Below are 22,772 nucleotides of genomic sequence, written 5' to 3' on the forward strand. Positions count from 1 at the left end.
AGGAAATGAAAAGGCGGAACCATTTGGCTTGCACGGCATCGTTATTCACGCGGGTGAAGGTGGCCTTGCAGGTGCGGCATCGCCATCGTTGGCGCCCAGCACTCGTTGTTCCGTGTTTCGTGCATGCCCCGCCGCAGACGGGGCATCGAGGATGATTTTTACTCATCCTCTCATCGTGAACCTAGGTGCCTAGCACACCGGCATGCCTTTGGCGGTATTTCATGGTCGAAGCTGGAATATCCCTCTGGATAAGTGAAATATTCCTAATATCAGCACGCCAGACCGGCTAGCCGTACAACCTCACCAACACATCCTGTCGTTTAGGCCGAAAAAGCTGCTTTCCACCCTAGTCGCCGTCATTCTCATTGCCGCCGTGGCTGCCGCCGCGGTGTTCATTTGGCAGGTGCGGGAACCGGTGGAGGTGGAGACCGAATCGAGTAATACCAAGGTCATCAAGGCCGTGGAGCGTGAAGAGCAGGTGGTGCTCGTCTCGCTGGGTATCGAGGGCCTATCGGAGGAATCCGCCACCAGCAAGCTGTGGAATTGGCAGGTCCCGGGCAGCGAGCGCACCCAGTACATCAAGTACTCCTACCGCGCGAAGATCGGCATCGAAGGTTCGCAGGTTCAGGTGGAAGAAGAATCCCCGCACCACTTCCGCGTGCAGATCCCAGAGTTCATTTTCATCGGGCACTCGGATGAGAATTTCGAAACCGCGGTGGAGGACAACGGCGCGTTGAGCTGGATTACCCCGGATATCGATAAGGCGGAAACCATCACCAAAATCCTCAATGAGGATAAAAAGAAAGAGGACATCGCGGATAATCGCGATGTCCTCCAATCCCAGGCCAAGCAGTTCTACACCGGCATTATTTCCGGAGTGGACCCAGAAGCCGAGGTGGACTTTTCTTTTCGCTAACTAGTCCACCTCGGTGAACTTGCGGTCCCACGAGGAGCGGACCGGGTTGGCATCGGCCAGCAGGATATCGAAGCGGTCGTTGGCAATTTCTACGATTTCGCCCAACGCGGTGCGGTACTCCTGCTCCGGGGAGTTGGCTAGGCGGCGCACACCGGCATCAATAACGCGGTCGACGGTGTCATTGGTATCCAAATAAGCCACAAATGGCATATCAAAGCGCTCGCGGTAGGCGGCGGAAAGTTCGGTGATGCGCTCGGTCTGCACATCATCTAGGTCGGTCAGGCCGAGGGAGCCGCGGTCGGCGGAGATGGTGGCGGCTTCGTCGGCGTCGGCAAGCAGCAGCTCATCCATGGCCGGGTAATCGTGGATGAGGGCGGCGCGGCGGGAATCATCCGCGGTCAGCACGGCCACCTGAATGGCCGCGCGCAGCTCATTGACATCGCCGAAGGGCCGCGACTCCCACGCCAGCTCCAGCGGCCAGGTTTCATTGTTAAACAGCGGGCGCAGCGCGGAGACAAACTCTTCGCGGGAGGCGCCGTTGAGCTGTTGCAGGCTCACGCTCTTGCCGACGGCCCGAGACACCTGCGTTCCCTGCTTACCCCCGGTGTGGAAGAACAAAAGGTTGAGCACGATGGCGGTAATCGCGCCGATGGACATGCCAGAAGAGACGAAGGTTTGCGCCCACTCCGGGAAGGCGGTGGCGATATCCGGCTTGAAGGTCACCAGCATGGCCAGCCCCAGCGCGGAGGTAACGATGACGGAGTTGCGGCCATCGGAAAGATCGGCCTTGGCGATGGTCTGCAGGCCCACCCACGCCACGTTGGCGAAAAGCGCCAGGGAGGCGCCGCCGAGAACGGGGGAGGGGATGGAGGCCACGACCGCGCCGGCCTTAGGCAAAATGCCCAGCACCATCATGAACCCGGCGGCGGCAACGGCCACCCACCGCGACTTGACGCTGGTCAGGCGCACCAGGCCAACGTTTTGGGCAAAGCAGGTATAGGGGAAGGAATTCATCACGCCGCCCACCAGGGTGGACAGGCCATCGGCGCGAATCGCACGCACGACGTCATCGCGGCGGATGCGCTTTTTTACAATCTCGCCGGTGGCAAAGACGTCACCGGTGGTCTCCATCATGGTGATAATCATGACGATGATGAGCGAGAAAATCGCTACCAGGTCAAACTTCGGCATACCGAAGTAGAACGGGGTAGTAATGCCGAGGGCGGGGGCGGAGGAGACCTCGTCAAAGGAGGTGTCGCCAAGCACGAGCGCCACGCCAGTGCCTAAGACTAGGCCGATGAGCACGGCCAGAGTGCCCAGGAATCCCGAGGAAAAACGCTGCACCAAGATGATGACCGCGAGCGTGCCAAAGCCATAGAGCAAGTCGCGGGTGGCCGGCACGCCCTCGGCGTAATTGACAAAGTCATTGGCCGACACCCCCAACAGTGACGTACCCATAACCAGCAGGACCGAACCGGTAACCACCGGCGGGAAGAAGCGCAGCACCTTGCCAAAGACCGGCGCCGCAAAGAAGGTAAAAAGGCCGGCGACAATAATGGCGCCATAGATGGTAGGCAGCGAGGCCACCCCACCCGCGCCGTCGGTTGCGCCCAAGCCGATGGCAATAATCGGGGAGACGGCCGTAGTAGTCACGCCCTGCACGATGGGCAGGCGCACGCCAATGCGCTTGCCGACGCCCAGGGACTGAATGATCGTCGCAATGCCACAGGTCAACAGATCCGCATTAATGAGGTGGATGGTGGTTTCCGCATCCAGATTGAGCGAGCCGGCAATGAGCAGCGGGACGATGACTGCGCCGGCATAAAACGCCAGCACATGTTGTAAACCCAAGGCGGCTAGTTTGGGGGCGGGTGGGACGATATCTACTGGATGCTTGGGCTGGGAAGCCACGAAGTCCTCCTTTGTGCGGAAGCGAAGCTGAACGGGATTAACAGTAGAGGTTCGTGCAGGTAGCGACCAAAATCTAGCGGTGATGAGGAACACGTTCGGGGCTAGTTCACCCCCGATAAAAGACGTACGTGCGTTCTGCATGAAACCACTAACCAGCTAAACAACACGACCGGTTTATTACTTGGCTTTCAAACGTTTGCGAGACTTGTTATTACCAGGCAATTGGTCAACAATTGAGGCCAGAGGGGCTTGGTGCTGTGGCTCGAAGAAAGCGGCATTTATCCCCTGCTAGAAATTCGCCCGAAAGAAGGGAATTATGACTACCGCAACGCAGCCTCAACAGTTTGAAGCTTGGAAGGGATTTGAGTCCGGTCCATGGACCGAGGGCATCAACGTCCGCGACTTCATCCAGCGCAACTACACGCCGTACGACGGCGACTCCAGCTTCCTGGCAGGCCCGACCGAGAAGACCAAGCGCGTCTGGGACACCCTGGAAAAGAAGTACCTGTCCGTCGAGCGCAAGCAGCGCGTCTACGACGTTGACACCCACACCCCGACCGACATCGACGCCTTCCCGGCCGGCTACATCTCAGAGGACGACGACGTTATCGTCGGTCTGCAGACTGATACCCCGCTGAAGCGCGCCATGATGCCGTTCGGTGGCTGGCGCATGGTCAAGCAGGCTATCGGCGAAGCGGGCAAGGAAGTAGACCCTGAGGTGGAGAAGATCTTCACCCGTTACCGCAAGACCCACAACGATGCGGTCTTCGATATCTACACCCCGCGCATCCGCGCTGCTCGTTCATCACACATCATCACCGGCCTGCCGGATGCTTACGGCCGTGGCCGCATCATCGGCGACTACCGCCGTGTTGCACTTTATGGTGTGGATTACCTGATCGAGGAAAAGCAGGCTTCCCGCGATTCCGTCGCAGATGCTGGCTTCTCTGAGCACTGGGCACGCTTCCGCGAGGAGCACTCCGAGCAGATCAAGGCCCTGAAGAAGCTCAAGAAGATGGCCGAGTCCTACGGCTTCGACATCTCCCAGCCGGCCAAGACCGCTCACGAGGCAGTGCAGTGGACCTACTTCGGCTACCTGGCTTCCATTAAGTCCCAGGATGGCGCCGCAATGTCCATCGGCCGCCTGTCCGCCTTCTTCGATTGCTACTTCGAGCGCGACCTCGCCGCTGGCATCATCACCGAGGAAGACGCCCAGGAGATCATTGACTCCCTGGTTCTCAAGCTGCGTATCGTTCGCTTCCTGCGCACCATCGACTACGACCAGATCTTCTCTGGCGACCCATACTGGGCAACCTGGTCCGACGCTGGCTTTGGCAACGACGGCCGCCACATGGTCACCAAGACCTCCTTCCGTCTGCTGCAGACCCTGGTGAACCTTGGCCCATCACCTGAGCCGAACATCACCATCTTCTGGGATCCGAAGCTGCCAGAGGGCTACAAGGAATTCTGCGCCCACATCTCCATTGAGACCTCCTCCATCCAGTACGAGTCTGACCGCCAGATTCGTGAGCAGTGGGGCGATGACGCCGCAATTGCTTGCTGTGTCTCCCCGATGGAAGTTGGCAAGCAGATGCAGTTCTTCGGCGCTCGTGTGAACGCCGCAAAGGCTCTGCTCTACGCCATCAACGGTGGCCGCGATGAGGTATCCGGCAAGCAGGTTGTCGAAGGCTACGAGCCCATCAAGGGCGACGGCCCGCTGGACTTCGACGAGGTCTGGCAGAAGTACGAGGAGATGCTGGACTGGGTTGTTGGCACCTACGTTGAGGCCCTAAACATCATCCACTACTCCCACGACAAGTACGCCTACGAGGCAGTCGAGATGGCGCTGCACGATTCCAATATCGTCCGCTCCATGGGCTGCGGCATCGCCGGCCTGTCCATCGTCGCCGACTCCCTGGCTGCTATCAAGTACGCTAAGGTCACCCCGGTACGCGACGAGACCGGCCTGATTACGGACTACATCACCGAAGGTGAGTTCCCGTTCTACGGCAACGATGACGACCGCGCCGATGATATCGCCGCTACCATTGTCCACACCGTGATGGAAAAGATTAAGGCCATCCCGATGTACCGCAATGCCATCCCAACCCAGTCCGTGCTGACCATTACCTCGAACGTGGTCTACGGCAAGGCAACAGGCGCCTTCCCGTCGGGCCACAAGGCCGGCACGCCGTTCTCCCCAGGCGCTAACCCTGAAAACGGTGCTGACAGCCACGGCATGGTTGCTTCCATGCTGTCCGTCGGCAAGCTGGATTACAAGGACGCCTTGGACGGCATCTCGCTGACCAACACCATTACTCCTTCCGGATTGGGCCGCACCCCAGAAGAGCGCATCAATAACTTGGTGGGCGTTCTGGATGCCGGCTTCATCATGGAGAAGTAAAAACCACCAACCCTCAACCATCTCGAAAAGGAGAAAATCATGGCAACCCCAACTTTCGAAGACCGCATGTCAGCAATGAAGGCAAACCGCGATGCACACCAGATGAACTCTGGTCTGTACCACGCAAACATCAACGTGCTGGACAAGTCCACCCTCGAGGACGCCGTTGAGCACCCAGAGAAGTACCCGAACCTCACCGTTCGCGTCTCTGGCTACGCTGTCAACTTTGTCAAGCTGACCAAGGAGCAGCAGCTCGACGTTATCTCCCGCACCTTCCACCAGGGTTCCTAATCATGGCAGATGGCGTTACTGGTGTCGTTACCCTCTCTCCTGAAGAAGGAGAGCGAGTCCGCGGCGCGGCCGCGGGCCTGGGAAATGACGCTCAATTCGATGACATTACCCGCCCCGAACTCATGGAGGCGCGCCGTACCGGCGATATTGCCCTCGTGCACTCTTGGGAGCTCGTGACCGCCGTCGATGGCCCGGGTACCCGCATGACGATGTTCATGTCCGGCTGCCCACTGCGCTGCCAGTACTGCCATAACCCAGACACCTGGGAGATGAAGACCGGCACGCTGGAGCGGGTCGAGGATGTGGTCAAGCGCATTAAGCGTTATAAGCCAATCTTCAACGCTTCCGGTGGCGGTCTCACCATCTCCGGTGGTGAACCCCTCTTCCAACTTTCTTTCACGCGCCGCGTGCTCAAGGAAGTTCACGATGCGGGCATTCACACCACCATCGATACTGCCGGTTACCTCGGTGCGCGTTTGCGTGACGAGGACCTGGACAATATCGACCTCGTGCTTCTCGACGTCAAGTCGGGCGACGAGGAAACCTATCGCAAGGTCACTCAGCGCGAACTCCAGCCCACGCTGGACTTCGGCGACAGGCTAAACAAGATGGGCAAGTCGGTGTGGATCCGCTTCGTGGTGGTGCCAGACCTCACGGACTCGCCAGAGAACGTGGAAAATGTGGCCAATATCGTGGCGCGTTGGAAATCCAACGTTGAGCGCGTTGAGGTCCTGCCTTTCCACAATATGGGCAAGGACAAGTGGGATAGCTTGGGCATGAACTACCAGCTAGCTGACACGAAGCCACCAAAGCCGGAGGATGTGGAGAAAATCCGTGACGTCTTCCGCTCGAAGGGCTTGGAAGTCTACTAGCCTGGGAGGACATGACCTCCTATCGCCGCTTCGGCCACACAATTAAAGAGCACCACCTAGAAGTCCCGTGGGATTATTCCAATCCCCACGGGACTTTTGGGCTTTACGCCCGCGAAATAATCCCGCCCGGCGGCGAGGGCCTGCCCGCATTGCTCTACCTGCAGGGCGGTCCTGGTTTCCCGGCGCCTCGGCCATTGGCGCCTACGGGGCTGATTGGCAAGGCACTGGAGCGCTACCGCGTTATCCTCATGGATCAGCGCGGCACCGGCCGCTCGCACCGCATTGATGCGCTTAGCCCGGCCGCAGAGCGCACTGCAGAGCACTTGGCGTTGCTGCGCCAAGACAATATCGTCCGCGATGCCGAGCGCCTGCGCGAGCACCTCGGACTCGAGAAATGGTCGCTGTTCGGGCAGTCTTTCGGCGGTTTTTGCATCACCGCCTACCTATCCCAGGCACCCGAGCGCGTCGAGCATGCTTTCTTCACCGGCGGCATCCCCACGCTGAAGGGCGCGGACGAGCTCTACCGCGCTACCTTCAGCAAACTCAAGGCCCGCCAGCAGCGTTTCTACCGCGAATTCCCGTGGGCACAAGGCCGGATCGAGGAGATCATTTCCCACCTGGACAATTCAGATGAGCGGCTTCCTACCGGTGAGCGCCTGTCCGCGCTGCGCTTTCGTACCATCGGCATTGAGCTCGGCCGTGGCACCGGCTTTGATTCGCTGGCCTATCTGCTGGAGGAGCCCTTCCGCACCGAGGCGGGGGAGAAGCGGTTGCGGGGTGATTTCCTGGCGGACGTCGGCCAGCGCGTGAGCTTTGCAGACGCTCCGTTGTACGCCGCAATCCATGAGTCGATTTATGGCGGCGCCGGTGGCCAGGCCGCTACGAACTGGGCGGCGCACCGCGTGCGCGAGGAATTTCCGGAGTTTGCTGAGGGCGGCACCTGGCTGACCGGCGAGCACATTTTCCCCTGGCAGTTCGACGAGGACCCAGCCTTGCAAGCGTTTGCCGACGCCGCCCATGGTCTTGCCCGCCACGAATTCTCCCCGCCCTATGCGTTGGGCGAGGTGCCCACCACGGCCGCGGCCATCTACGTCGATGATATTTTCGTCCCGCTCGAGGAGTCCTTGGCTACGGCCGCGCACCTGGGAGACCTGCGGCCGTGGATTAACAATGAATTCCAGCACAACGGCATCCGCGAGGATGGTGCGACCATCTTGGGGAAGCTCTTTTCGCTTATTGACGATCACTAGCATTTCGCTATTTCCTATGCGAAAATATTAGTGATCATCACGACATTTAGGGAGATTCAATGATTGCCACCATAGTAATAGTTTTTATCCTGCTGATTATCTTGGGAACGCTTTTCGATGGCTATTTCATCGTTCGCACTCGCGAAGCTGCCATTTTGGAGCGTTTGGGCAAATTCCAAAAGGTGGCGCATGCTGGCCTGCACTTTAAGATGCCGTGGGTGGACCGTGTACGCGATAAGATTTCGCTGCAGGTGCGCCAGCTGGATGTGATGGTGGAGACCAAGACGAAGGACAATGTCTTCGTCCAAATCCCTGTTGCCGTGCAGTACGAGGTAGTCCAGGGGCGCGAGCGCGAGGCGTACTACATGCTCTCCAATCACGAGCAGCAGATTGTGGCCTACGTCCAGGACAATGTTCGTTCCTCCGTAGCGAATATGAACCTAGATGATTCCTTCTCCTCCAAGGACACCATCGCCCGCAATGTTGCGGCCTCCCTGCGCGACAACATGGCCGAGTATGGCTGGAATTTTGTCAACACCTTGGTCACCGATATTCGCCCCGATTCCCGGGTGCGCGAGTCCATGAACTCCATTAACGCGGCGCAGCGCGAGCGCGAGGCGGCCGTCGCCCAGGCGGAGGCTGAAAAGATCCGCGTGGTCAAGGAAGCTGAGGGTGCAGCCGAGGCGAAGAAGCTGCAGGGCCGCGGCGTCGCCGACCAGCGTAAGGAAATCGTCGAGGGCATTGCCCAGCAGTACGAGATGCTTCGCGACGCCGGCGTGGAAGAATCCCCCGAAGCCCTCATGCTGGTCTCCCAGTACCTCGACGCAATGGTCGACGTCTCCCACAACGGCCAGGCGTCCGTTCTTTACATGCCCTCTAACCCGCAGGGGATGGGCGATCTTTTCAGCGGTATGCGCGATGTCCTCATGGCCAATCGCGCCCTCGACTCTGCCGAGGAGCCGTCGCAGCGCCGTCGCCTGCAGCCTAAGAAGCCTTCCCGCGCTGAAGAAATCGAGCGCGAATCTAAGCGACAGGCCGAACGCGCCAAGCGCGAAGCCATCGCCGCTTCCCAGCGCGCTGAGCAGCAACGCTCCGAGCACCAGCAGGCAGAGCCGCAGCCGCAGCAGGGCCCGCACTCCACTGCGCAGCCCCAGGCTGCCCGCGAGTATTTCCAGCAGCTGCGCGAGCAACTAAAAAACGAGGAGTAGCCCTGAGCATCGATAACCTCTTTGATGCCTATACCGCGCAGCGTGGCATAACCCGCCGCGCGGAGGTGATCCCCGATCACGAGTGTCAGATTTTCTCCACTGACACCCAAGCTACCTCAGGAGCCGATACCTTAGACGCCGCCCGACACCTCGTCCACGACGTCCTTTCGGCCGACCAAGAGCATGAGTCCCAGTGCGACGGGGACGATTCCGACAATAAGTAGGTAGTTCCGCTCCGCATCTGCCGAGGAAGGGTCATAGAGCGTCGATAGTGTTCCCGCCAGCGAGGTGCCGATGGCCATGGTGAGAAAGTACAGTGCTGAAAAGCGCGTCGCGTAGGCCCGTGGTGCGTGCGCGGCCGATGCCGCCATGCCCACTGGTCCGATGAATAGCTCGCCGAGCGACATCAAGAAGATGGTCAAGGCCAAAGCCGCGAACGGCGTTGAGTTTTCTCCGCCCCCGACGAACGGCAACAGCACAAACATTCCGGAACCAGCCACCATGATGCCTACGGCCATTAATAGACGTCGCGAGCGAGCCCATCGGGCCATGCCAGCAGCCAATGGGAGGGACAACACCAAGATGAACAGGGGGTTGAGCGATTGCGTCCACGCCGCTGGAATCTCAAATCCGCCTACCATGCGGTTTACACGCTGATCCGAGTACACGGCTAGCACGCCGTAAATCTGCGGTTGGAGGGTCCAATAGGCCGTAGAGCAGAAAAACAGCGGAATATATGCCACGACCTTCCGCCGCTCCGGCGCGCTGACCCGCGGCGACCGCAGCATGCTGGCGAAGAGAGCGAGGGCGGCCGTGATCGTGGTAAGGAGCAAAAGCATGGCCAGCTTATCTGGCGAGACAGTCACCGCAACGACGACGCCGCCCACGACGGCCGCCAACGCTATCGCCGCGGCCCTGCCCGGTGTGGTGGTGGGGTTGGGCGGCCGCGAATCGAATTCCGCAACTACCCGCCGGCGCAGCGTGCCGTAGAGGGCGCACCCGCAACACATGAGGATCGCGGCCGCGAGGAAGCCAGCGTGGTAACCGTATTCTTGTGCCAGCCAGCCAGTAAGCATCGGCCCGAGTAGGGCGCCGATATTAATCCCTAGATAAAAGATCTGGAAGGCGCCATCTCGTGCGCCGGCCGCGGGAGGAAAAGCCGCACCCAGAATGGTGATTGCTGCTGTCTTGAGCAGGCCTGAGCCCAGTGCAAGCGGCAAAAGCCCGGCTACGAGACCTGCCGCGCCAGGCACCAAGGACAACGAAAAGTGCCCGCAAATGAGCAGAACCGCGCCGGCAAGGAGCGTGCGTTCGGCGCCCAAGAGCCGGTCGCTGACCCACCCGCCGACGAACGTGCACAGATAGAGCAGGCTACCGTATGCGCCGACAAGCGCGGTGGCCTGTGCTTGGTCCATGCCGGGCCCGCCGGAGGTGGAATAGAGGTAGTAGGCGAGGATGGCTTGCATGCCGTAGAAGCTAAAGCGCTCCCACATTTCAATTCCGGCGACTGCTGGTAAAGCCGCCGGTAGACGCCGGATTGAACGCTGTTTAATAATTGTCATAAAAGCACTATAACGGCCGAAAGTCTGTGATAGACCTAAAATCATGGATATTTCAGCGGAGGATATTGCCGCTCTCGATGCGCGACACATTTGGCACCCCTACGCCGAGCCAGGCGAGCCAACGCTTGTGGTGGACTCGGCCACCGGCGTCCATCTAACGCTTGCGGATGGCACCACGCTTATCGACGCCATGTCTTCCTGGTGGGCCGCCGCCCACGGCCACGGACACCCGCGACTCAAGGCAGCAGCGGCCGCACAAATCGAGCGAATGAGCCACGTCATGTTCGGCGGGCTCACCCACGAACCTGCCGCGCGGCTTACCCGCAACCTCATGGAACTGACCCGGGGTGATTTCGAACAGGTCTTTTATTCGGACTCCGGATCTGTATCGGTAGAAGTAGCCATCAAAATGGCGCTACAGTACGCCCGTGGCCTAGGGCACCCCGAGCGCACCAAAATGCTGACGTGGCGATCGGGGTATCACGGCGATACCTTCGCGGCGATGAGCGTGTGCGATCCTGAAGGCGGCATGCACTCGATGTGGACTGGCACCTTAGCGCGCCAGATTTTCGCCCCAGCGCCGCCTACCCGCGGAGCTAGCCCGGCCGAGCGCGCAACCTATCTGCACGAGCTGGAAGCGTGCATCACTGAGGAGGTCGCGGCCCTAGTCATTGAACCTGTAGTCCAAGGTGCGGGAGGCATGCGCTTTCATGACCACGAGCTGGTGCGCGGGGCCCGGGATATCTGTGACCGCCACGGTATCGTGCTCATCGCCGACGAAATCGCCACCGGATTCGGCCGAACTGGCGACCTTTTTGCTACCCAAGCAGCCGGCGTCGTGCCGGATATTATGTGCGTTGGCAAGGCGATGACCGGTGGGTTTATGACCATGGCCGCCACGCTCGCTACCGCGAAAGTGTCCGAGAGAATGCGCCCGCGCGCGTTGATGCATGGGCCGACGTTTATGGCTAATCCGCTCGCTTGCGCCGTGTCGGCCGAGGCGACTGCGCTCATTGTGGAAGGGCACTGGCGCGAGCAGGTAGCGGGCATCGAAAAGCAGCTGCAGCGCGGGCTTGCAGACCTAGCCGAGGAGCCGGGGGTAGCGGATGTGCGCGTGCTTGGTGCCATCGGCGTGGTGGAAATGGAACGCGAAGTAAATATGGCCGCTGCGACGGCCGCGGCCGTGGAACAGGGCGTGTGGTTGCGCCCGTTCGGCCGACTGATTTATATCATGCCGCCGTTTATCAGCACCGCCGACGAAGTAACCCAGATGTGCCGCGGCGTGCGCGCCGCGGTAGCAGGAGGACGACAGTGATTATTTACGTGACGGGGACGAACACGGACGTCGGCAAGACGGTGGCCACGGCCGCGCTCGCCAGTGCCTTCAAGCAGCGCGGCCGTGAGGTTGTCTACGCTAAGCCACTGCAGACGGGGGAGCCGGAGGGGAAGGGGGATGCGGTGACCGTCGGCAAGCTGGCAGGCGTGGAGGTCACCGAGATGGTGCGCTTCCCGGAGCCGCTGGCGCCAAACCTTTCTGCGCGCCGGGCCGGCATGGACCAACCCGGCCTGCAGGAACTCAAGGAGTGGATTGCCGCCCTTGACGCGCCCGGCCGCGTGGTGCTTGTTGAAGGCGCCGGCGGGCTGCTCGTGCGTCTGACGGACGCCTATACGCTTGCCGACGTCGCCGATAGGCTCCTCATCGTCACCTCCCTCAGCCTAGGAAGCCTCAACGCGGCCGAGCTGACTGTGCGCGAGGCGCAACGCCACGGAATCGAGGTGCTCGGGCTGATTGGTGGCTCGCTGCCGGCCGATCCGGATTTAGCTACCCGACTGAACCTCGAGGAGATGCCGCAGGTGACCGGCTGCCCGCTGTGGGGCAGCCTGCCGGAGGGCATGGCCCGCATGACGCCCGCCGAATTCGCGCGGGTAGCCGCCGAAGTCTACGCGGACTTTTTAGAGCACGCCGAGTAGCGCTACCTCGCAGAGGCAGCGCTAACGAACCCAGCGGACCTTGCCATTGACCCGGGCAAGGCGCCCGCGCAGCGGCGGGGCATTCGGATCATCCTGGTTGACCCCGTTGTGGTAGGGGCAGCACACGGTCAGGTTCTCCATATTGGTCAACCCGCCGTGCTTCCACGCCTTGAGGTGATGGATCTGGGCCTTGTCCGCCGGATGGTTGCACGGCGGCCACGGGCAGGTGGGATTTTCGGCCGCGGCCATCTGCCGCTGTTTCTCGGTGGCGTAACGTGATGTGCGATACAGGTTGACTGGGCCCTTGACGGGGTGGATAAGGGTGGCGAGGCCGTGCTCGGTGAAGGTGCGTTCGACGAGCTCGGCGCCGGAAATGGTGGCGCCATTGCTAAGGCGCAGCGTGACTTCCTCGCCGTCGCCGTCCAGGATTTGGTCTAGGGCGTTGAGCGGGATGGTGACGTTGGTGGTGGTGCGCGCGGAAGGCGCGCCGGTGCCGCGAAGTAGGTCGCGGAGGGAATCGAGTGGACGGTCGGGGTCGAGCGCGGCGTCGAATTCAGCAAGGAAGGCCGAGGGCGCGGTAATCCGCATAGTCCACGGGCCGTTCGGCCGGCGAAGGAGTTGCACGCCTTCGCGGGGTGGCATGCGGCGCGGGCGAAGTTCGCGCAGGCGCTGCTTGGCGCGGCGGGCGATTTCAGAAGCCGGCCCACGCAGGCGGCACAGCTCCACGCGTAGGTTCCACGCCTCACGCTTCGTGCGCACCCGGGAGACGTACTTTTCAATCAGCTTGAGCGTTACGAGGTCGTGGTGGCGGGCGGCCGCGGCTGCGTGGCGTTGCTTGCGGCTGAATCCGGTCGGTCCGAAGTAGACCGCGGCCAGCGCGCGGAGGTCGCGGGCCTCGACGTCCGGCAAGCCCATCTCGAGAAGGGCGCGCTCAGACATGCCGTGGGCCTCGGCGAGGATGTCCATCGCCGAGGCAATATGGGTGGCATAGGCCTTAAGTGCGCTCATGGCTGCAACTTTAAGCAGAGCCGGTGGGTAAGCCGAGGCGAAGACGTCCGCAGCTGTGGATAACTTGTTTAAGCGTCAACTGCCCCAGTGGGCCGCAATGGCAAAGAGATACGAAACGAGCATGCGCTTAATCTCTACGACCACGGCATCAAAGCCACTGGGGTCGCCCGCAGTTGCGTAATTGAGCTGCGAGACGACGTTGTGGATAAGGAAGCCGGCCAGGTCAATGCGTTCGTCATCGCTCATGGACGGCGCGAGCGGGGAGAGGATTTCTGACAAGGGGAAAAGCAGCTGACGCTCGGTATCTGCGGCCGTCGCGCGGGTGGCGGGGGTGGATTGCACGGCATGCCACACGGCGCGCCGGGAGGGATCGTCGCGCCACATGCGCGCCAGGTGATCGATGGTTTCATCCAGCACATCGGGCCACTGCACGTCCGGGGCACGGCGGGAGAAGCGCTCGATTTCGGCCCGGCTGGCGGCCGTGTCTTGGCGGTCGAGCTCGCAGACGAGCACGTATTTATTGGCAAAGAACTGATACAGCGTGCCGATGGGCACCCCGGCGCGGTGGGCGACTTCGTCGACGGTGAAGGATTCAAAGCCGACGTCGACAAGCACGGCGCGGGCGGCCTGCAGAATGCGCTCGAAGCGCTCGCGACTGCGCGCCTGCGCTGGCCGACGCCGCGGTAGCAGAATCTCTCCCACGCGCTAGCTAAGTCCCTTCATCACGCGGGCGACGTGGCCGGTGGCCTTGACGTTGTAGTGCGTCTGGCCGATGGTGCCATCCGGCTCGACCAGGAAGGTGGAGCGGATAACGCCCTGGACGACCTTGCCGTAGTTCTTCTTTTCCCCAAACGCGCCGTAGGCGGTCATGACGGACTTATCCGGATCCGAAAGCAGCGGGAAGTTCAGCTCGTGGTCCGCGCGGAACTTCGCCAGCGCCTCCGGCTTATCTGGCGAGATGCCTACGACGGCAATATTGAGATCATTGAGCTGTTCCAGGGAATCGCGGAAATCGCAGGCTTCCTTGGTGCAGCCCGGGGTATTGGCGCGGGGGTAGAAGTAGACCAGTACGCGCTGGCCTGCGTAATCGGCGAGGGAAACGGTGTTTCCGGCGTCGTCGGCAAGCGCAAAAGCAGGGGCGGTATCTCCAACGTTCAAACGGTTTTCAGTCATGGTTTCCACCTTACTTACCGCCCGGGCTGCACGCTTTTGGGGCGGCGGGGTAGAATGACCCCGTTAAGAGCGAACCTAAGTTAAGAGGAGAACTTCGTGGCACGCAATATTGAAGACATTCAGCGCGATATCGAGCGCACCCGCCGCCAGCTGGCCGGCACCCTGGACGAGCTGGCACAGCGCAGCAAGCCGCAGAACTTTGCCAACGAGGCTAAGACCGCGGCCACCGATAAGCTGCAGGACCGCAACGTGCAGATGGCCCTGGGTGGCGTCGGCGCCGCTGTGGTTGGCCTGATTGCTTTCTCGGTCTTCCGCTCTCGCCGCCGCAAGAGCGACCTGAAGGAGCTGCAGCGCCTGCTGTCCGAGCGCCACTAATTGTGAAGTCCCCGCACACCGCGGGGACTTTTTTCGTAGGCTGGGTTGGGATGAAGACACCAATCCCTTTTTATTTGCAGGAAATCCTCACCAAGGTGCGCGATAATCGCGACGGCGCCGTGGCGGACTATATTCCGGAGCTGGCTAAGGCGGAGCCTGAATACCTCGGCGCCGCGATGTGCACCACCACCGGCCACGTTTATTCTGCGGGCGATGATGAGGTGGAATTTACCCTTCAGTCCTTGTCCAAGCCTTTTGTTTATGCGCTGGCTCTCCAGGAGCTTGGTCTTTCCGCGGTGCGCGAGATTGTGGGTATGGAGCCTTCGGGCGAGGCCTTCAACGAGCTTTCGCTCAACCGAGATGACCATCGGCCGGTCAACCCGATGATTAATGCGGGCGCGATTGCGGTCACGCAGCTGATTAATGGCGTGGATTCGGAGCCTGCCGCGCGCGTGGAGCGCCTGCGCACCTATTTTTCGCGGCTGGCGGGGCGCGATTTGCTTATCGACGACGCCATGCGTTCCTCCGAGCTGGAAGTCAGCGAACGCAACCTCTCGCTGGCGCACATGTTGCGCAACTACGACATCATCCAGGACGAGGCGCACGATGCGGTGTCGACCTATATTGAGCAGTGCTCGATTGTGGTGACGGTGCGGGATTTGGCCGTGATGTCGGCAACGTTGGCGAATGGTGGCGTGCAGCCGGTGACGGGGGACAAGATTCTCGATGCGGACGTGTGCCGGTTGACGCTATCGGTAATGAGCTCGGCTGGCATGTACGACGGCGCCGGCCGATGGATGGCCGAGGTGGGTATCCCGGCGAAGTCGGGTGTTTCGGGCGGCCTGCTGGGCACGCTGCCGGGCCAGCTGGGCGTGGCGACATTCTCGCCGCGACTGAACAAGGAAGGCAACTCGGTGCGCGGGGTGGATGCGTTCAAGCTGTTGTCGAAGGACATGGGCCTGCACCTGATGTCTACGGACGAGCGCTATGGCGTGAACCCGGTGCGCAAGGTGGAGCAGGACGCGGAGCTGACCGTGATCTACCTGCAGGGCCTGATCAACTTCAACGCGGCCGAGACTATCTTGTACGAGTTGATGGAGTCGGATTTTGGCGAGGGCACGGTGGTGCTCGAGCTATCGCATATTACGGGCACGAACCGCATGGGCCGACGCATGCTGAAGGAGGGGCTGCGCCGAATTCGCGAGTCTGGCTTCGATATTGCCATCGTGGATCCGGATGGGGAGCTGGAAGATCGCACCATGTCGGACGGCACCGAGGTGCCCAAGGGAGAGCCGGAAGACTACACGATCAACGGTGAACCCGTTTAGGTTTGGGTTACCTTACTTAGTCAGGTTAGGATGTCCTATGTAAGGCTCCTCGCGGCTGCCGCGAGGGCATCCAACAACCAAGGACTAAAAATGGCTCATACCCCCTTCAAGGTGATGGCGGTTGTGGCGGCGTCGGCAACCGCGCTCGTCGGCTGCGGCGCGGCTGAGGAAGTAGCTGGCGGCTCCAGCGGCGATGCTGAGTTCTCCTTCACCGATATCACCGGCCGTGATGTGGAACTGGATAAGGCTCCCGATCGCGTGATTTTGGGGGAGGGTCGATCGATTTTTGCCACCGGCGTGCTCAATACCGATAATCCGCTGGATAAGGTCGTCGGCATTGGCACGGACTTGAAGCAAAACGTGCCGGATTACTACAACGCGCTGGAAAAGGAGCTGCCCTCCGTTAACGAGGTTCCGGAGATTGGCGGCTTCACCAAAGGCGATGTCACCGTGGAGAAGCTTGTGAGCTTGGATCCGGATCTCATCGTGCTGTCGCTGGATCAATACGATGCCTCCCGCGAAGCGGGCCTGACCGACAAGATGGAGCAGGCCGGCCTGAAGTACGCGGTGACCGACTTCCGCCGCGACCCGCTGGAGAATACGCCTAAGACCATGGACATCTTCGGCGAAATCTTCGGCCAAGAGGACCGCGCGGAGGAATTCAACGCGGATTGGCAAAAGACCGTGGACTTGGTGGAGGAACGCGCGGAGAAGGTTAAGGATAAGCCGCGGACCTTCGTCTGGCGTGCGGCCGGCGTTTCCGATTGCTGCGGTTCGTGGAACGATTCCAATATCTCCCAGCTGGTCAACGCGGCCGGCGGCGAGAATATTGCCGATGAAATCATCCCGGGCGAGTCCGGCACAATCACCCCGGAAAAGGTCCTAGAAGCCGACCCGGACATGATCATTGCTACCGGTGGCGATTGGTCCGATATGAAGGACGATGAGGGTCACCCAGTCGGCTATGCGGCCGTCGGTTATGGCATCGATGAAAAGGAAGCCAAGGGCAGTGTGGCTAAGCTGCCGGGCAAGCAGGCCGGCTTCGATAAGCTGCGTGCGGTCAAGGAGCACCACTTCCACAGCATGTGGCACCAGTTCTATGATTCGCCGTTTAATTACCTGGCGCTGCTGCAGGTCGCCGAGTGGATTGATCCGGAGGCGTATGCCGATATGGACGTCGCCAAGCAGTGGATGGACGCGCAAGAAAAGTACTCGCCGGTCTCTGGCGAGGGAACCTTCTTTAGCACCAACTAATGGAGGGCGCAGAGGTAGCCGCGCTAGCGCGGCAGCATAAGAAGTTAACGTGGCAACGCATCGGTATTGTGGCGGGCCTGACGCTGATTGCGGCCGTGGCTTTTATCATCAGCAACTTTGTGGGCGCGATTGATATCAGCCCGGGCGAGGTCATGAAGGGCATCGTGAATCCCGCGGGGCTGGATGACCAGACGCGCACGGTGCTGTGGCAGCTGCGCCTGCCTATGGCCGTGATGGCCGTGCTCATCGGCATGGCCCTGTCTTTGGCCGGCGCGGAAATGCAGACCATCCTCAATAATCCGCTGGCCGAGCCCTTTACGCTCGGCATTTCGGCGGCCGCCGCGTTTGGCGGCGCGACCTCCATCGTGCTCAAGTGGCAGCTGATTGCGCAGCCGCAGTTCAACCTAGCGCTGGTGGCGTGGCTCGCGGCCGCAGTGGCGACGGCCATCATCGTGGTTGCGGCCGTCATCCGGGGCGCGAAGGCGGAGACTATGGTGCTGCTGGGCATCGGCTTGGTGTTCTTCTTCCAGGCCATGCTGGCGCTTATCCAGTACCAGTCCTCGGCCGAGGCGCTGCAGCAGATCGTCTTTTGGTCCATGGGCTCGCTTACCCGCGCCAATTGGGCGGCCAACGGCGTGCTGGCGGCCGTGCTGATTATCGCCCTGCCCATTTTGTGGGCGCTGGGCTGGCGCCTTACTGCCTTGCGGCTTGGCGACGCCCGCGCTACCGCCATGGGCATCAATACCTCCCGCCTGCGCGTTGTAGTGCTCATCGTGGTTTCGCTCGTTGCGGCGACCACCGTGGCCTTCGCGGGCATCATCGGCTTCATTGGCTTGGTAGGCCCGCACATCGCCCGCATGTTGGTGGGCGAGGACCAGCGCTACTTCTTGCCGGCCTCCATGGCGGCGGGCGCGGCCGTGATGTGTGCCGCGCATGCGGTGAGCCTGATGATTAAGCCGGGCCTGGCTATTCCCATTGGCATTGTTACCTCGCTTCTGGGCGTGCCATTCTTCATTGCCATCGTTATGACCCGAAGGAGGGCATTGTGGACGTAGAACTGACTATTTCCGGGCTGAGTGCGGCCTATGGCAAGCACCGCGTGCTGGAGTCCGTGGATGTGGAAAAACTCCACGGCGGGCAGTTGGTGGGCCTGTTGGGTCCGAATGCCTCCGGCAAGACCACGCTTATCAAGTCCCTGGCCGGCGTGCACCGCGGCTGCGATGGTGAGGTGGATTTCCGCGTCGATGGCACGGCCCCGCGCGGCAAGCGTCGCCGGCAGCTCATCGGCTACGTGCCGCAGGATCTCACGAGCACAGCCGCGCTGCGGGCATTTGAGGCCGTGCTGATCTCTGCGCGCCGTGAGGCCTGCGAGGACCCGATTACGCGCACCGGTGAGGTGCTGCACTCGCTGGGCCTGGACGCGATTGCCTCGCGCTACCTCAATGAGCTTTCCGGCGGCCAGCGCCAGCTGGTGGCGGTGGCGCAGATGTTGGTGGGCAACCCAGGCCTGATGCTTCTCGACGAACCTACGTCCGCCCTCGACCTGCACCACCAGATCTTTGTATTGGATGAGGTGCGTGTGAAGGCGAAGCGCGACGGCAGCCTAGGCCTAGTGGCCATCCACGACATCAACCTGGCTGCGCGCATGTGCGACCAGCTGGTGGTGCTTAAGAAGGGCCATATTCGCGCTCAGGGCGCGCCGTCGGACGTTCTCACGGGGGAACTCGTGGAAGGCGTGTATGGGGTAGAGGCGGACGTCGTCCAGCATGGCGGCGCTCCACTCATTGCGCCGCTGCGGGTGAGATAGCAAAAAGGCCGGGCGATTGCCCGGCCTAATTTTTTAATTTAAATTTTTAAGTGGTGCGCCATCAGGGAATCGAACCCCGAACCCACTGATTAAGAGTCAGTTGCTCTGCCAATTGAGCTAATGGCGCATTGTTGACTTCCTGCCGTGTGGCTCTCTGTGCAACGAGTAGATACTCTAGCAGCCATTCTTGAAAAGTGTAAAATCGCCTGGTCATCGCATGTTTTTAGGAGTGTATAACGAATTGGTTAATGCCTGAAGTGGCTTCTGGTAATTGCTGGAGCGAGACGCTAATCTAAATTGGTCTTTGAAAGCAGCAATAACGTGTCTAAGGGCAACTCAGTGAAACATTCCCTCCCTAGTGCGCGCCGCCTCATCGCGGCCGCGGGTGTTGCGTGCATTTCCCTAGCCGCCGCCTCCTGCTCCTCCGATTCCTCTGCCGAGAATCAGGCCGCTGACCAAGAATCCACCGCCGCCGCAAGCGCGAACGGCGCGAAGGATGGTGGCAAAGAGTCCGAAAAGAAAAAGGATGGTCTGAAGGCTTCCGTGAAAGACGGGGCGCAGAACGTGGATCCGTCCCAGCCCGTCACCGTGAAGACCACCGGCAAGCTCAAGAGCGTCACCATGACCAATGAAATGGGCGTGGAAGTCAAAGAAAAGCTCTCCAAGGATGCCAAGACGTGGTCTACCGCGGAGGACTTGGGCTATAACCACACCTATTCCATCGTGGCCTCCGATGTGGATGGCAACAAGAAGCACCTCAGCTTTTCCACCCCGCAAGCAGCGGGCGTTGCCGAGGTCTCGCTTAGCCCAATCCCGGATTCTGAGGTTGGCGTAGGCCAGGTCATTGGCGTGAACTTCGGCGTGCCGATTACGGACCGCAAGGCGGCCGAGAAGACCATTACTGTGACCACCAACCCTGAGGTTAAGGGCGCTTTCTACTGGGTCAACAACCAGGAGGTGCGCTGGCGTCCAAAGGAATACTGGGAGCCAGGCACCAAGGTTGAGGTAAAGGTGGACCAGTACGGCAAGGACCTGGGTGGTGGAATCTACGGCGGCGAGAACGCCAAGACCAATTTCACCATCGGTGACCGCACCGTGGCGATTATCGATAACGCCACCAAGACCATGAAGGTCTTTAAGAATAAGAAGTTCTTGCGCGCCATCCCGGTCTCGCTCGGCCGCGATTATCAGTACGATACGCCAAACGGGCGCTACATCATTGGCGATGAGCACCCGCAGCTGCTGATGGACTCCGAGACCTTTGGCCTAGCCCATGAGGCAGGCGGCTACCGCACGACCGTGGACTGGGCTACCCAGATGTCCTATTCCGGCATCTATGTTCACTCCGCTCCGTGGTCCGTAGGGGCGCAGGGCAATACCAATACCTCGCACGGCTGCATTAACGTGACGCCGGAGGCCGCCCAGTGGTTCCAGGAGACGATGAAGCGCGGCGACGTGGTGCGCGTGTTCAATACCTACGGTGAAACGCTTAATGCGATGGACGGCCTGGGTGACTGGAATATGTCCTGGGACGAGTGGTCCAAGGGCAACGCGGATGCCAATCAGTAGCGCCCAAGAGCGGCGCAGGCGATGAGCGCATGGCTACAGTGGTGGCCATGCGCTTTTCTGTTTTAGACCGCGCGGCGGCAGGGCCGTTGGACCAGGTGGCTGAGCACGCCCGGCATGTAGAGCGGCTTGGTTTCCGACGATTTCTCGTGGCCGAGCACCACGGCGTGCCGGGCATTCCAGCGGGCCAGCCGGGCATGCTGGCGGCGCACGTGGCGGCGCACACGCAGCGCATTCGGGTGGGCACGGCCGGCATCATGCTGCTGAATCATCCGCCGTTTCTGGTGGCCGAGCAGATTAATCTCCTCGAGGCGCTGTATCCTGGGCGCATCGATATTGGAATTGGTTCCTCTGTCGGCTTTACCGGCCCGGTGCGGCGGGCGCTGCGCCAGGGCGACCCGGCCGAGGTGAAGCAGCGCTTTGAGGCGGAGCTGGCGACGCTGTTGCGCTACCTGCGCGGCGAGGAAGCGGTGACGGTGCGGCCGGAGTATGCGGGCACGCCGATCTACGTGTTGGCGGGCTTTCGATCGGCCATGGTTGCGGCCAAGATGGGGCTCGGCGTCATCCTAGGCGGCCCAGTGGCCATACAGGAGGCAGCCGCGCGGGTGTATCGGGAGCATGCGCTTGCCGACGCCCCACCTATCATCTCCTCGCTCAATATCGCCGTTGCCGATACGTCCGCGGCCGCCCGTGATCTGTTGTTACCGGAGGCCTATGCCAAGGTACTCGCGCAATCCAACGGCGAGTTCGCGGCCCTGCGGCCTGCAGGAGAGCTGGATATGGATGCGCTGACGGGGCAGCAGCGCCGGCGCATTGAGGAGGCCCTGGCCCATGACGTGTGGGGAACGGTAGAGGAGGTGGGGGAGGAACTAAGGGACGTCGGCAAGCGGCTGGGCGTGAGTGAGTTTGTGGTGACCGGAGATATGCCAGATGTGGCCGGTCGGGCACGCTCGGAGGAGCTGCTGGCGAGCATGCAGGTGGAAAACTGAAAAAGCCCGAGCGCAAGGCTCGGGCACTTGGGGTGGCTGACGGGACTCGAACCCGCGACACCCAGGATCACAACCTGGTGCTCTACCAGCTGAACTACAGCCACCATCGCTGCGTGAAAGCAACGAGATATAGGTTAACTCACGCCGCCTAAATTACAAAAACGCCTGGTAATCTGCGGTGGTTTCGGCCTTGATCTCCTCCGCCTCGGGGGAGGTGGGGCCCTCGTCGGTGCGGAAGACGCTGCGGCGGTAGAAGTCCAACTCGCGGATGGATTCGATGATGTCCTGCAGTGCGCGGTGGGCCATGCCCTTATCGGGCTGGTTGAAGTAAGCACGCGGGTGCCACCGGCGGGCAAGCTCCTTGATGGTGGAGACGTCGATCATGCGGTAGTGCAGGGCGCTATCGAGCCGCGGCATATAAGTGCGGATGAAGGTGCGATCCGTGGCGATGGAATTGCCGGCCAGGGGAGCGGGGTGCTCGGGATCGCAATGCTCATTGATGAGCGCGAGTACGGCATCCTCGGCTTCTCCGATGGAGGTGGTGGACTCGCGGATTTCCTTATCCAGCCCGGACTTAGCGTGCATCTGTGTAACAAAGGAATCCATCTGTGCCAGCTCATCCTCGGTGGCGTGGACGACGAGGTCGATGCCTTCGCCCAGGATATTGAGGTTGCCATCGGTGATGACGGCGGCGACCTCAACAATGACGTGGCGCTCGGGGTCGAGGCCCGTCATCTCCAAATCGATCCAGACGAGGCGGTCGTGTTTTGCGGCTATCTCGGAATGTGGCATGCGGCCCATTCTACGCCCGCGTGCTTTTACCCCTGTATGGGGTACGAGCCGGGCTGCCCTGGAGGGGCGATTACTACTGGGCAGCGCAACCTTTT

19 protein-coding genes, 2 tRNA genes and 1 pseudogene are annotated in these 22,772 nt (G+C 61.1%); 14 read left to right on the forward strand and 8 right to left on the reverse strand.

The window, feature by feature from the left end; translation table 11 throughout:
- The first annotated feature begins 373 nt into the window (after window positions 1-373).
- The gene (locus MHY08_RS07815) at window positions 374-916 is read left to right on the forward strand and encodes a hypothetical protein (RefSeq protein ID WP_239236179.1); all 543 of its coding nucleotides are present in this window, start codon (window positions 374-376) and stop codon (window positions 914-916) included.
- Here the strand turns inward: MHY08_RS07815 and MHY08_RS07820 are convergent, their stop codons facing one another.
- The gene (locus MHY08_RS07820) at window positions 917-2,827 is read right to left on the reverse strand and encodes a solute carrier family 23 protein (protein ID WP_239236182.1); all 1,911 of its coding nucleotides are present in this window, start codon (window positions 2,825-2,827) and stop codon (window positions 917-919) included.
- A 316-nt stretch (window positions 2,828-3,143) separates the two neighbouring features.
- Between MHY08_RS07820 and pflB the strand changes: the two are divergent.
- From pflB to MHY08_RS07840, 4 genes and pseudogenes are all read left to right on the forward strand, one after another.
- Window positions 3,144-5,522, forward strand: a pseudogene (gene pflB, locus MHY08_RS07825) (formate C-acetyltransferase).
- Window positions 5,523-5,524: 2 nt separating this feature from the next.
- Window positions 5,525-6,394, forward strand: a complete 870-nt coding sequence (gene pflA, locus MHY08_RS07830; RefSeq protein ID WP_204611092.1) for a pyruvate formate-lyase-activating protein — start codon at window positions 5,525-5,527, stop codon at window positions 6,392-6,394.
- A gap of 11 nt (window positions 6,395-6,405) precedes the next feature.
- Window positions 6,406-7,644, forward strand: a complete 1,239-nt coding sequence (locus MHY08_RS07835; RefSeq protein ID WP_239236184.1) for an alpha/beta fold hydrolase — start codon at window positions 6,406-6,408, stop codon at window positions 7,642-7,644.
- A 59-nt stretch (window positions 7,645-7,703) separates the two neighbouring features.
- Window positions 7,704-8,852: an SPFH domain-containing protein gene (locus MHY08_RS07840; protein WP_204611096.1), complete on the forward strand. Its 1,149-nt coding sequence runs from the start codon at window positions 7,704-7,706 to the stop codon at window positions 8,850-8,852.
- Window positions 8,853-8,983: 131 nt separating this feature from the next.
- Here the strand turns inward: MHY08_RS07840 and MHY08_RS07845 are convergent, their stop codons facing one another.
- A complete protein-coding gene (locus MHY08_RS07845) occupies window positions 8,984-10,414 on the reverse strand; it encodes a peptide MFS transporter (RefSeq protein WP_239192244.1) in 1,431 nt (476 codons plus the stop codon).
- Window positions 10,415-10,457: 43 nt separating this feature from the next.
- On the opposite strand from MHY08_RS07845, the gene MHY08_RS07850 reads away from it, so the two are divergent.
- Both MHY08_RS07850 and bioD read left to right on the forward strand, forming a co-directional pair.
- Window positions 10,458-11,729: an adenosylmethionine--8-amino-7-oxononanoate transaminase gene (locus MHY08_RS07850; RefSeq protein ID WP_239236187.1), complete on the forward strand. Its 1,272-nt coding sequence runs from the start codon at window positions 10,458-10,460 to the stop codon at window positions 11,727-11,729.
- The gene (gene bioD / locus MHY08_RS07855; RefSeq protein ID WP_239192248.1) at window positions 11,726-12,385 is read left to right on the forward strand and encodes a dethiobiotin synthase; all 660 of its coding nucleotides are present in this window, start codon (window positions 11,726-11,728) and stop codon (window positions 12,383-12,385) included. Before MHY08_RS07850 ends, bioD begins: the two co-directional genes overlap by 4 nt.
- A 21-nt stretch (window positions 12,386-12,406) precedes the next feature.
- Here the strand turns inward: bioD and MHY08_RS07860 are convergent, their stop codons facing one another.
- The 3 genes from MHY08_RS07860 to bcp all read right to left on the reverse strand — a co-directional run bounded on the left by MHY08_RS07860 (window position 12,407) and on the right by bcp (window position 14,566).
- On the reverse strand, window positions 12,407-13,393 hold the full coding sequence (locus tag MHY08_RS07860; protein WP_239236190.1) for an HNH endonuclease signature motif containing protein: 987 nt from the start codon (window positions 13,391-13,393) through the stop codon (window positions 12,407-12,409).
- 75 nt (window positions 13,394-13,468) lie between these two features.
- A complete protein-coding gene (locus MHY08_RS07865) occupies window positions 13,469-14,095 on the reverse strand; it encodes a TetR/AcrR family transcriptional regulator (protein ID WP_239236192.1) in 627 nt (208 codons plus the stop codon).
- Between the two features lie 3 nt (window positions 14,096-14,098).
- Window positions 14,099-14,566 (reverse strand): thioredoxin-dependent thiol peroxidase, encoded by a 468-nt coding sequence (gene bcp / locus MHY08_RS07870; protein WP_005327287.1) that lies wholly within the window; start codon window positions 14,564-14,566, stop codon window positions 14,099-14,101.
- Between the two features lie 96 nt (window positions 14,567-14,662).
- On the opposite strand from bcp, the gene MHY08_RS07875 reads away from it, so the two are divergent.
- The 5 genes from MHY08_RS07875 (at window position 14,663) to MHY08_RS07895 (ending at window position 19,330) form a co-directional block, all read left to right on the forward strand.
- Window positions 14,663-14,941, forward strand: a complete 279-nt coding sequence (locus tag MHY08_RS07875; protein ID WP_005323988.1) for a DUF3618 domain-containing protein — start codon at window positions 14,663-14,665, stop codon at window positions 14,939-14,941.
- Between the two features lie 50 nt (window positions 14,942-14,991).
- Window positions 14,992-16,269 (forward strand): glutaminase, encoded by a 1,278-nt coding sequence (locus MHY08_RS07880; protein ID WP_204611101.1) that lies wholly within the window; start codon window positions 14,992-14,994, stop codon window positions 16,267-16,269.
- Window positions 16,270-16,359: 90 nt separating this feature from the next.
- On the forward strand, window positions 16,360-17,523 hold the full coding sequence (locus MHY08_RS07885) for an ABC transporter substrate-binding protein (protein WP_204611102.1): 1,164 nt from the start codon (window positions 16,360-16,362) through the stop codon (window positions 17,521-17,523).
- The gene (locus tag MHY08_RS07890; RefSeq protein WP_239236195.1) at window positions 17,523-18,578 is read left to right on the forward strand and encodes an iron ABC transporter permease; all 1,056 of its coding nucleotides are present in this window, start codon (window positions 17,523-17,525) and stop codon (window positions 18,576-18,578) included. Before MHY08_RS07885 ends, MHY08_RS07890 begins: the two co-directional genes overlap by 1 nt.
- Window positions 18,569-19,330, forward strand: coding sequence for an ABC transporter ATP-binding protein (locus MHY08_RS07895; protein ID WP_239236197.1), 762 nt, complete (start codon window positions 18,569-18,571; stop codon window positions 19,328-19,330). The genes MHY08_RS07890 and MHY08_RS07895 overlap by 10 nt, the downstream gene beginning before the upstream one ends.
- Before the next feature lie 51 nt (window positions 19,331-19,381).
- Here MHY08_RS07895 and MHY08_RS07900 read toward each other — a convergent pair.
- A tRNA-Lys gene (locus MHY08_RS07900) sits at window positions 19,382-19,457 on the reverse strand.
- A 212-nt stretch (window positions 19,458-19,669) separates the two neighbouring features.
- On the opposite strand from MHY08_RS07900, the gene MHY08_RS07905 reads away from it, so the two are divergent.
- Together MHY08_RS07905 and MHY08_RS07910 are read left to right on the forward strand one after the other, a co-directional pair.
- Complete coding sequence (locus MHY08_RS07905) at window positions 19,670-20,899, forward strand: Ig-like domain-containing protein (RefSeq protein ID WP_239236200.1); 1,230 nt, start codon at window positions 19,670-19,672, stop codon at window positions 20,897-20,899.
- A 29-nt stretch (window positions 20,900-20,928) separates the two neighbouring features.
- Window positions 20,929-21,885: an MsnO8 family LLM class oxidoreductase gene (locus tag MHY08_RS07910; protein WP_239236202.1), complete on the forward strand. Its 957-nt coding sequence runs from the start codon at window positions 20,929-20,931 to the stop codon at window positions 21,883-21,885.
- 28 nt (window positions 21,886-21,913) lie between these two features.
- Here MHY08_RS07910 and MHY08_RS07915 read toward each other — a convergent pair.
- Both MHY08_RS07915 and orn read right to left on the reverse strand, forming a co-directional pair.
- A tRNA-His gene (locus tag MHY08_RS07915) sits at window positions 21,914-21,989 on the reverse strand.
- A 49-nt stretch (window positions 21,990-22,038) separates the two neighbouring features.
- Complete coding sequence (gene orn, locus MHY08_RS07920; RefSeq protein ID WP_005327280.1) at window positions 22,039-22,686, reverse strand: oligoribonuclease; 648 nt, start codon at window positions 22,684-22,686, stop codon at window positions 22,039-22,041.
- Window positions 22,687-22,772 lie beyond the last annotated feature (86 nt).

Origin of the sequence: Corynebacterium sp. ACRPJ, from assembly GCF_022347345.1 — a bacterium.
GTDB classification, from domain to species: domain Bacteria; phylum Actinomycetota; class Actinomycetes; order Mycobacteriales; family Mycobacteriaceae; genus Corynebacterium; species Corynebacterium tuberculostearicum_D.

Excerpts from the sequence above, each read along its gene's own strand:
- pflA (WP_204611092.1), top strand. The coding sequence starts at position 5,525 with ATGGCAGATGGCGTTACTGGTGTCGTTACCCTCTCTCCTGAAGAAGGA.
- MHY08_RS07835 (WP_239236184.1), top strand. The coding sequence starts at position 6,406 with ATGACCTCCTATCGCCGCTTCGGCCACACAATTAAAGAGCACCACCTA.
- MHY08_RS07840 (WP_204611096.1), top strand. The coding sequence starts at position 7,704 with ATGATTGCCACCATAGTAATAGTTTTTATCCTGCTGATTATCTTGGGA.
- MHY08_RS07845 (WP_239192244.1), bottom strand. The coding sequence starts at position 10,414 with ATGACAATTATTAAACAGCGTTCAATCCGGCGTCTACCGGCGGCTTTA.
- MHY08_RS07850 (WP_239236187.1), top strand. The coding sequence starts at position 10,458 with ATGGATATTTCAGCGGAGGATATTGCCGCTCTCGATGCGCGACACATT.
- MHY08_RS07860 (WP_239236190.1), bottom strand. The coding sequence starts at position 13,393 with ATGAGCGCACTTAAGGCCTATGCCACCCATATTGCCTCGGCGATGGAC.
- bcp (WP_005327287.1), bottom strand. The coding sequence starts at position 14,566 with ATGACTGAAAACCGTTTGAACGTTGGAGATACCGCCCCTGCTTTTGCG.
- MHY08_RS07880 (WP_204611101.1), top strand. The coding sequence starts at position 14,992 with ATGAAGACACCAATCCCTTTTTATTTGCAGGAAATCCTCACCAAGGTG.
- MHY08_RS07885 (WP_204611102.1), top strand. The coding sequence starts at position 16,360 with ATGGCTCATACCCCCTTCAAGGTGATGGCGGTTGTGGCGGCGTCGGCA.
- MHY08_RS07890 (WP_239236195.1), top strand. The coding sequence starts at position 17,523 with ATGGAGGGCGCAGAGGTAGCCGCGCTAGCGCGGCAGCATAAGAAGTTA.
- MHY08_RS07910 (WP_239236202.1), top strand. The coding sequence starts at position 20,929 with ATGGCTACAGTGGTGGCCATGCGCTTTTCTGTTTTAGACCGCGCGGCG.
- orn (WP_005327280.1), bottom strand. The coding sequence starts at position 22,686 with ATGGGCCGCATGCCACATTCCGAGATAGCCGCAAAACACGACCGCCTC.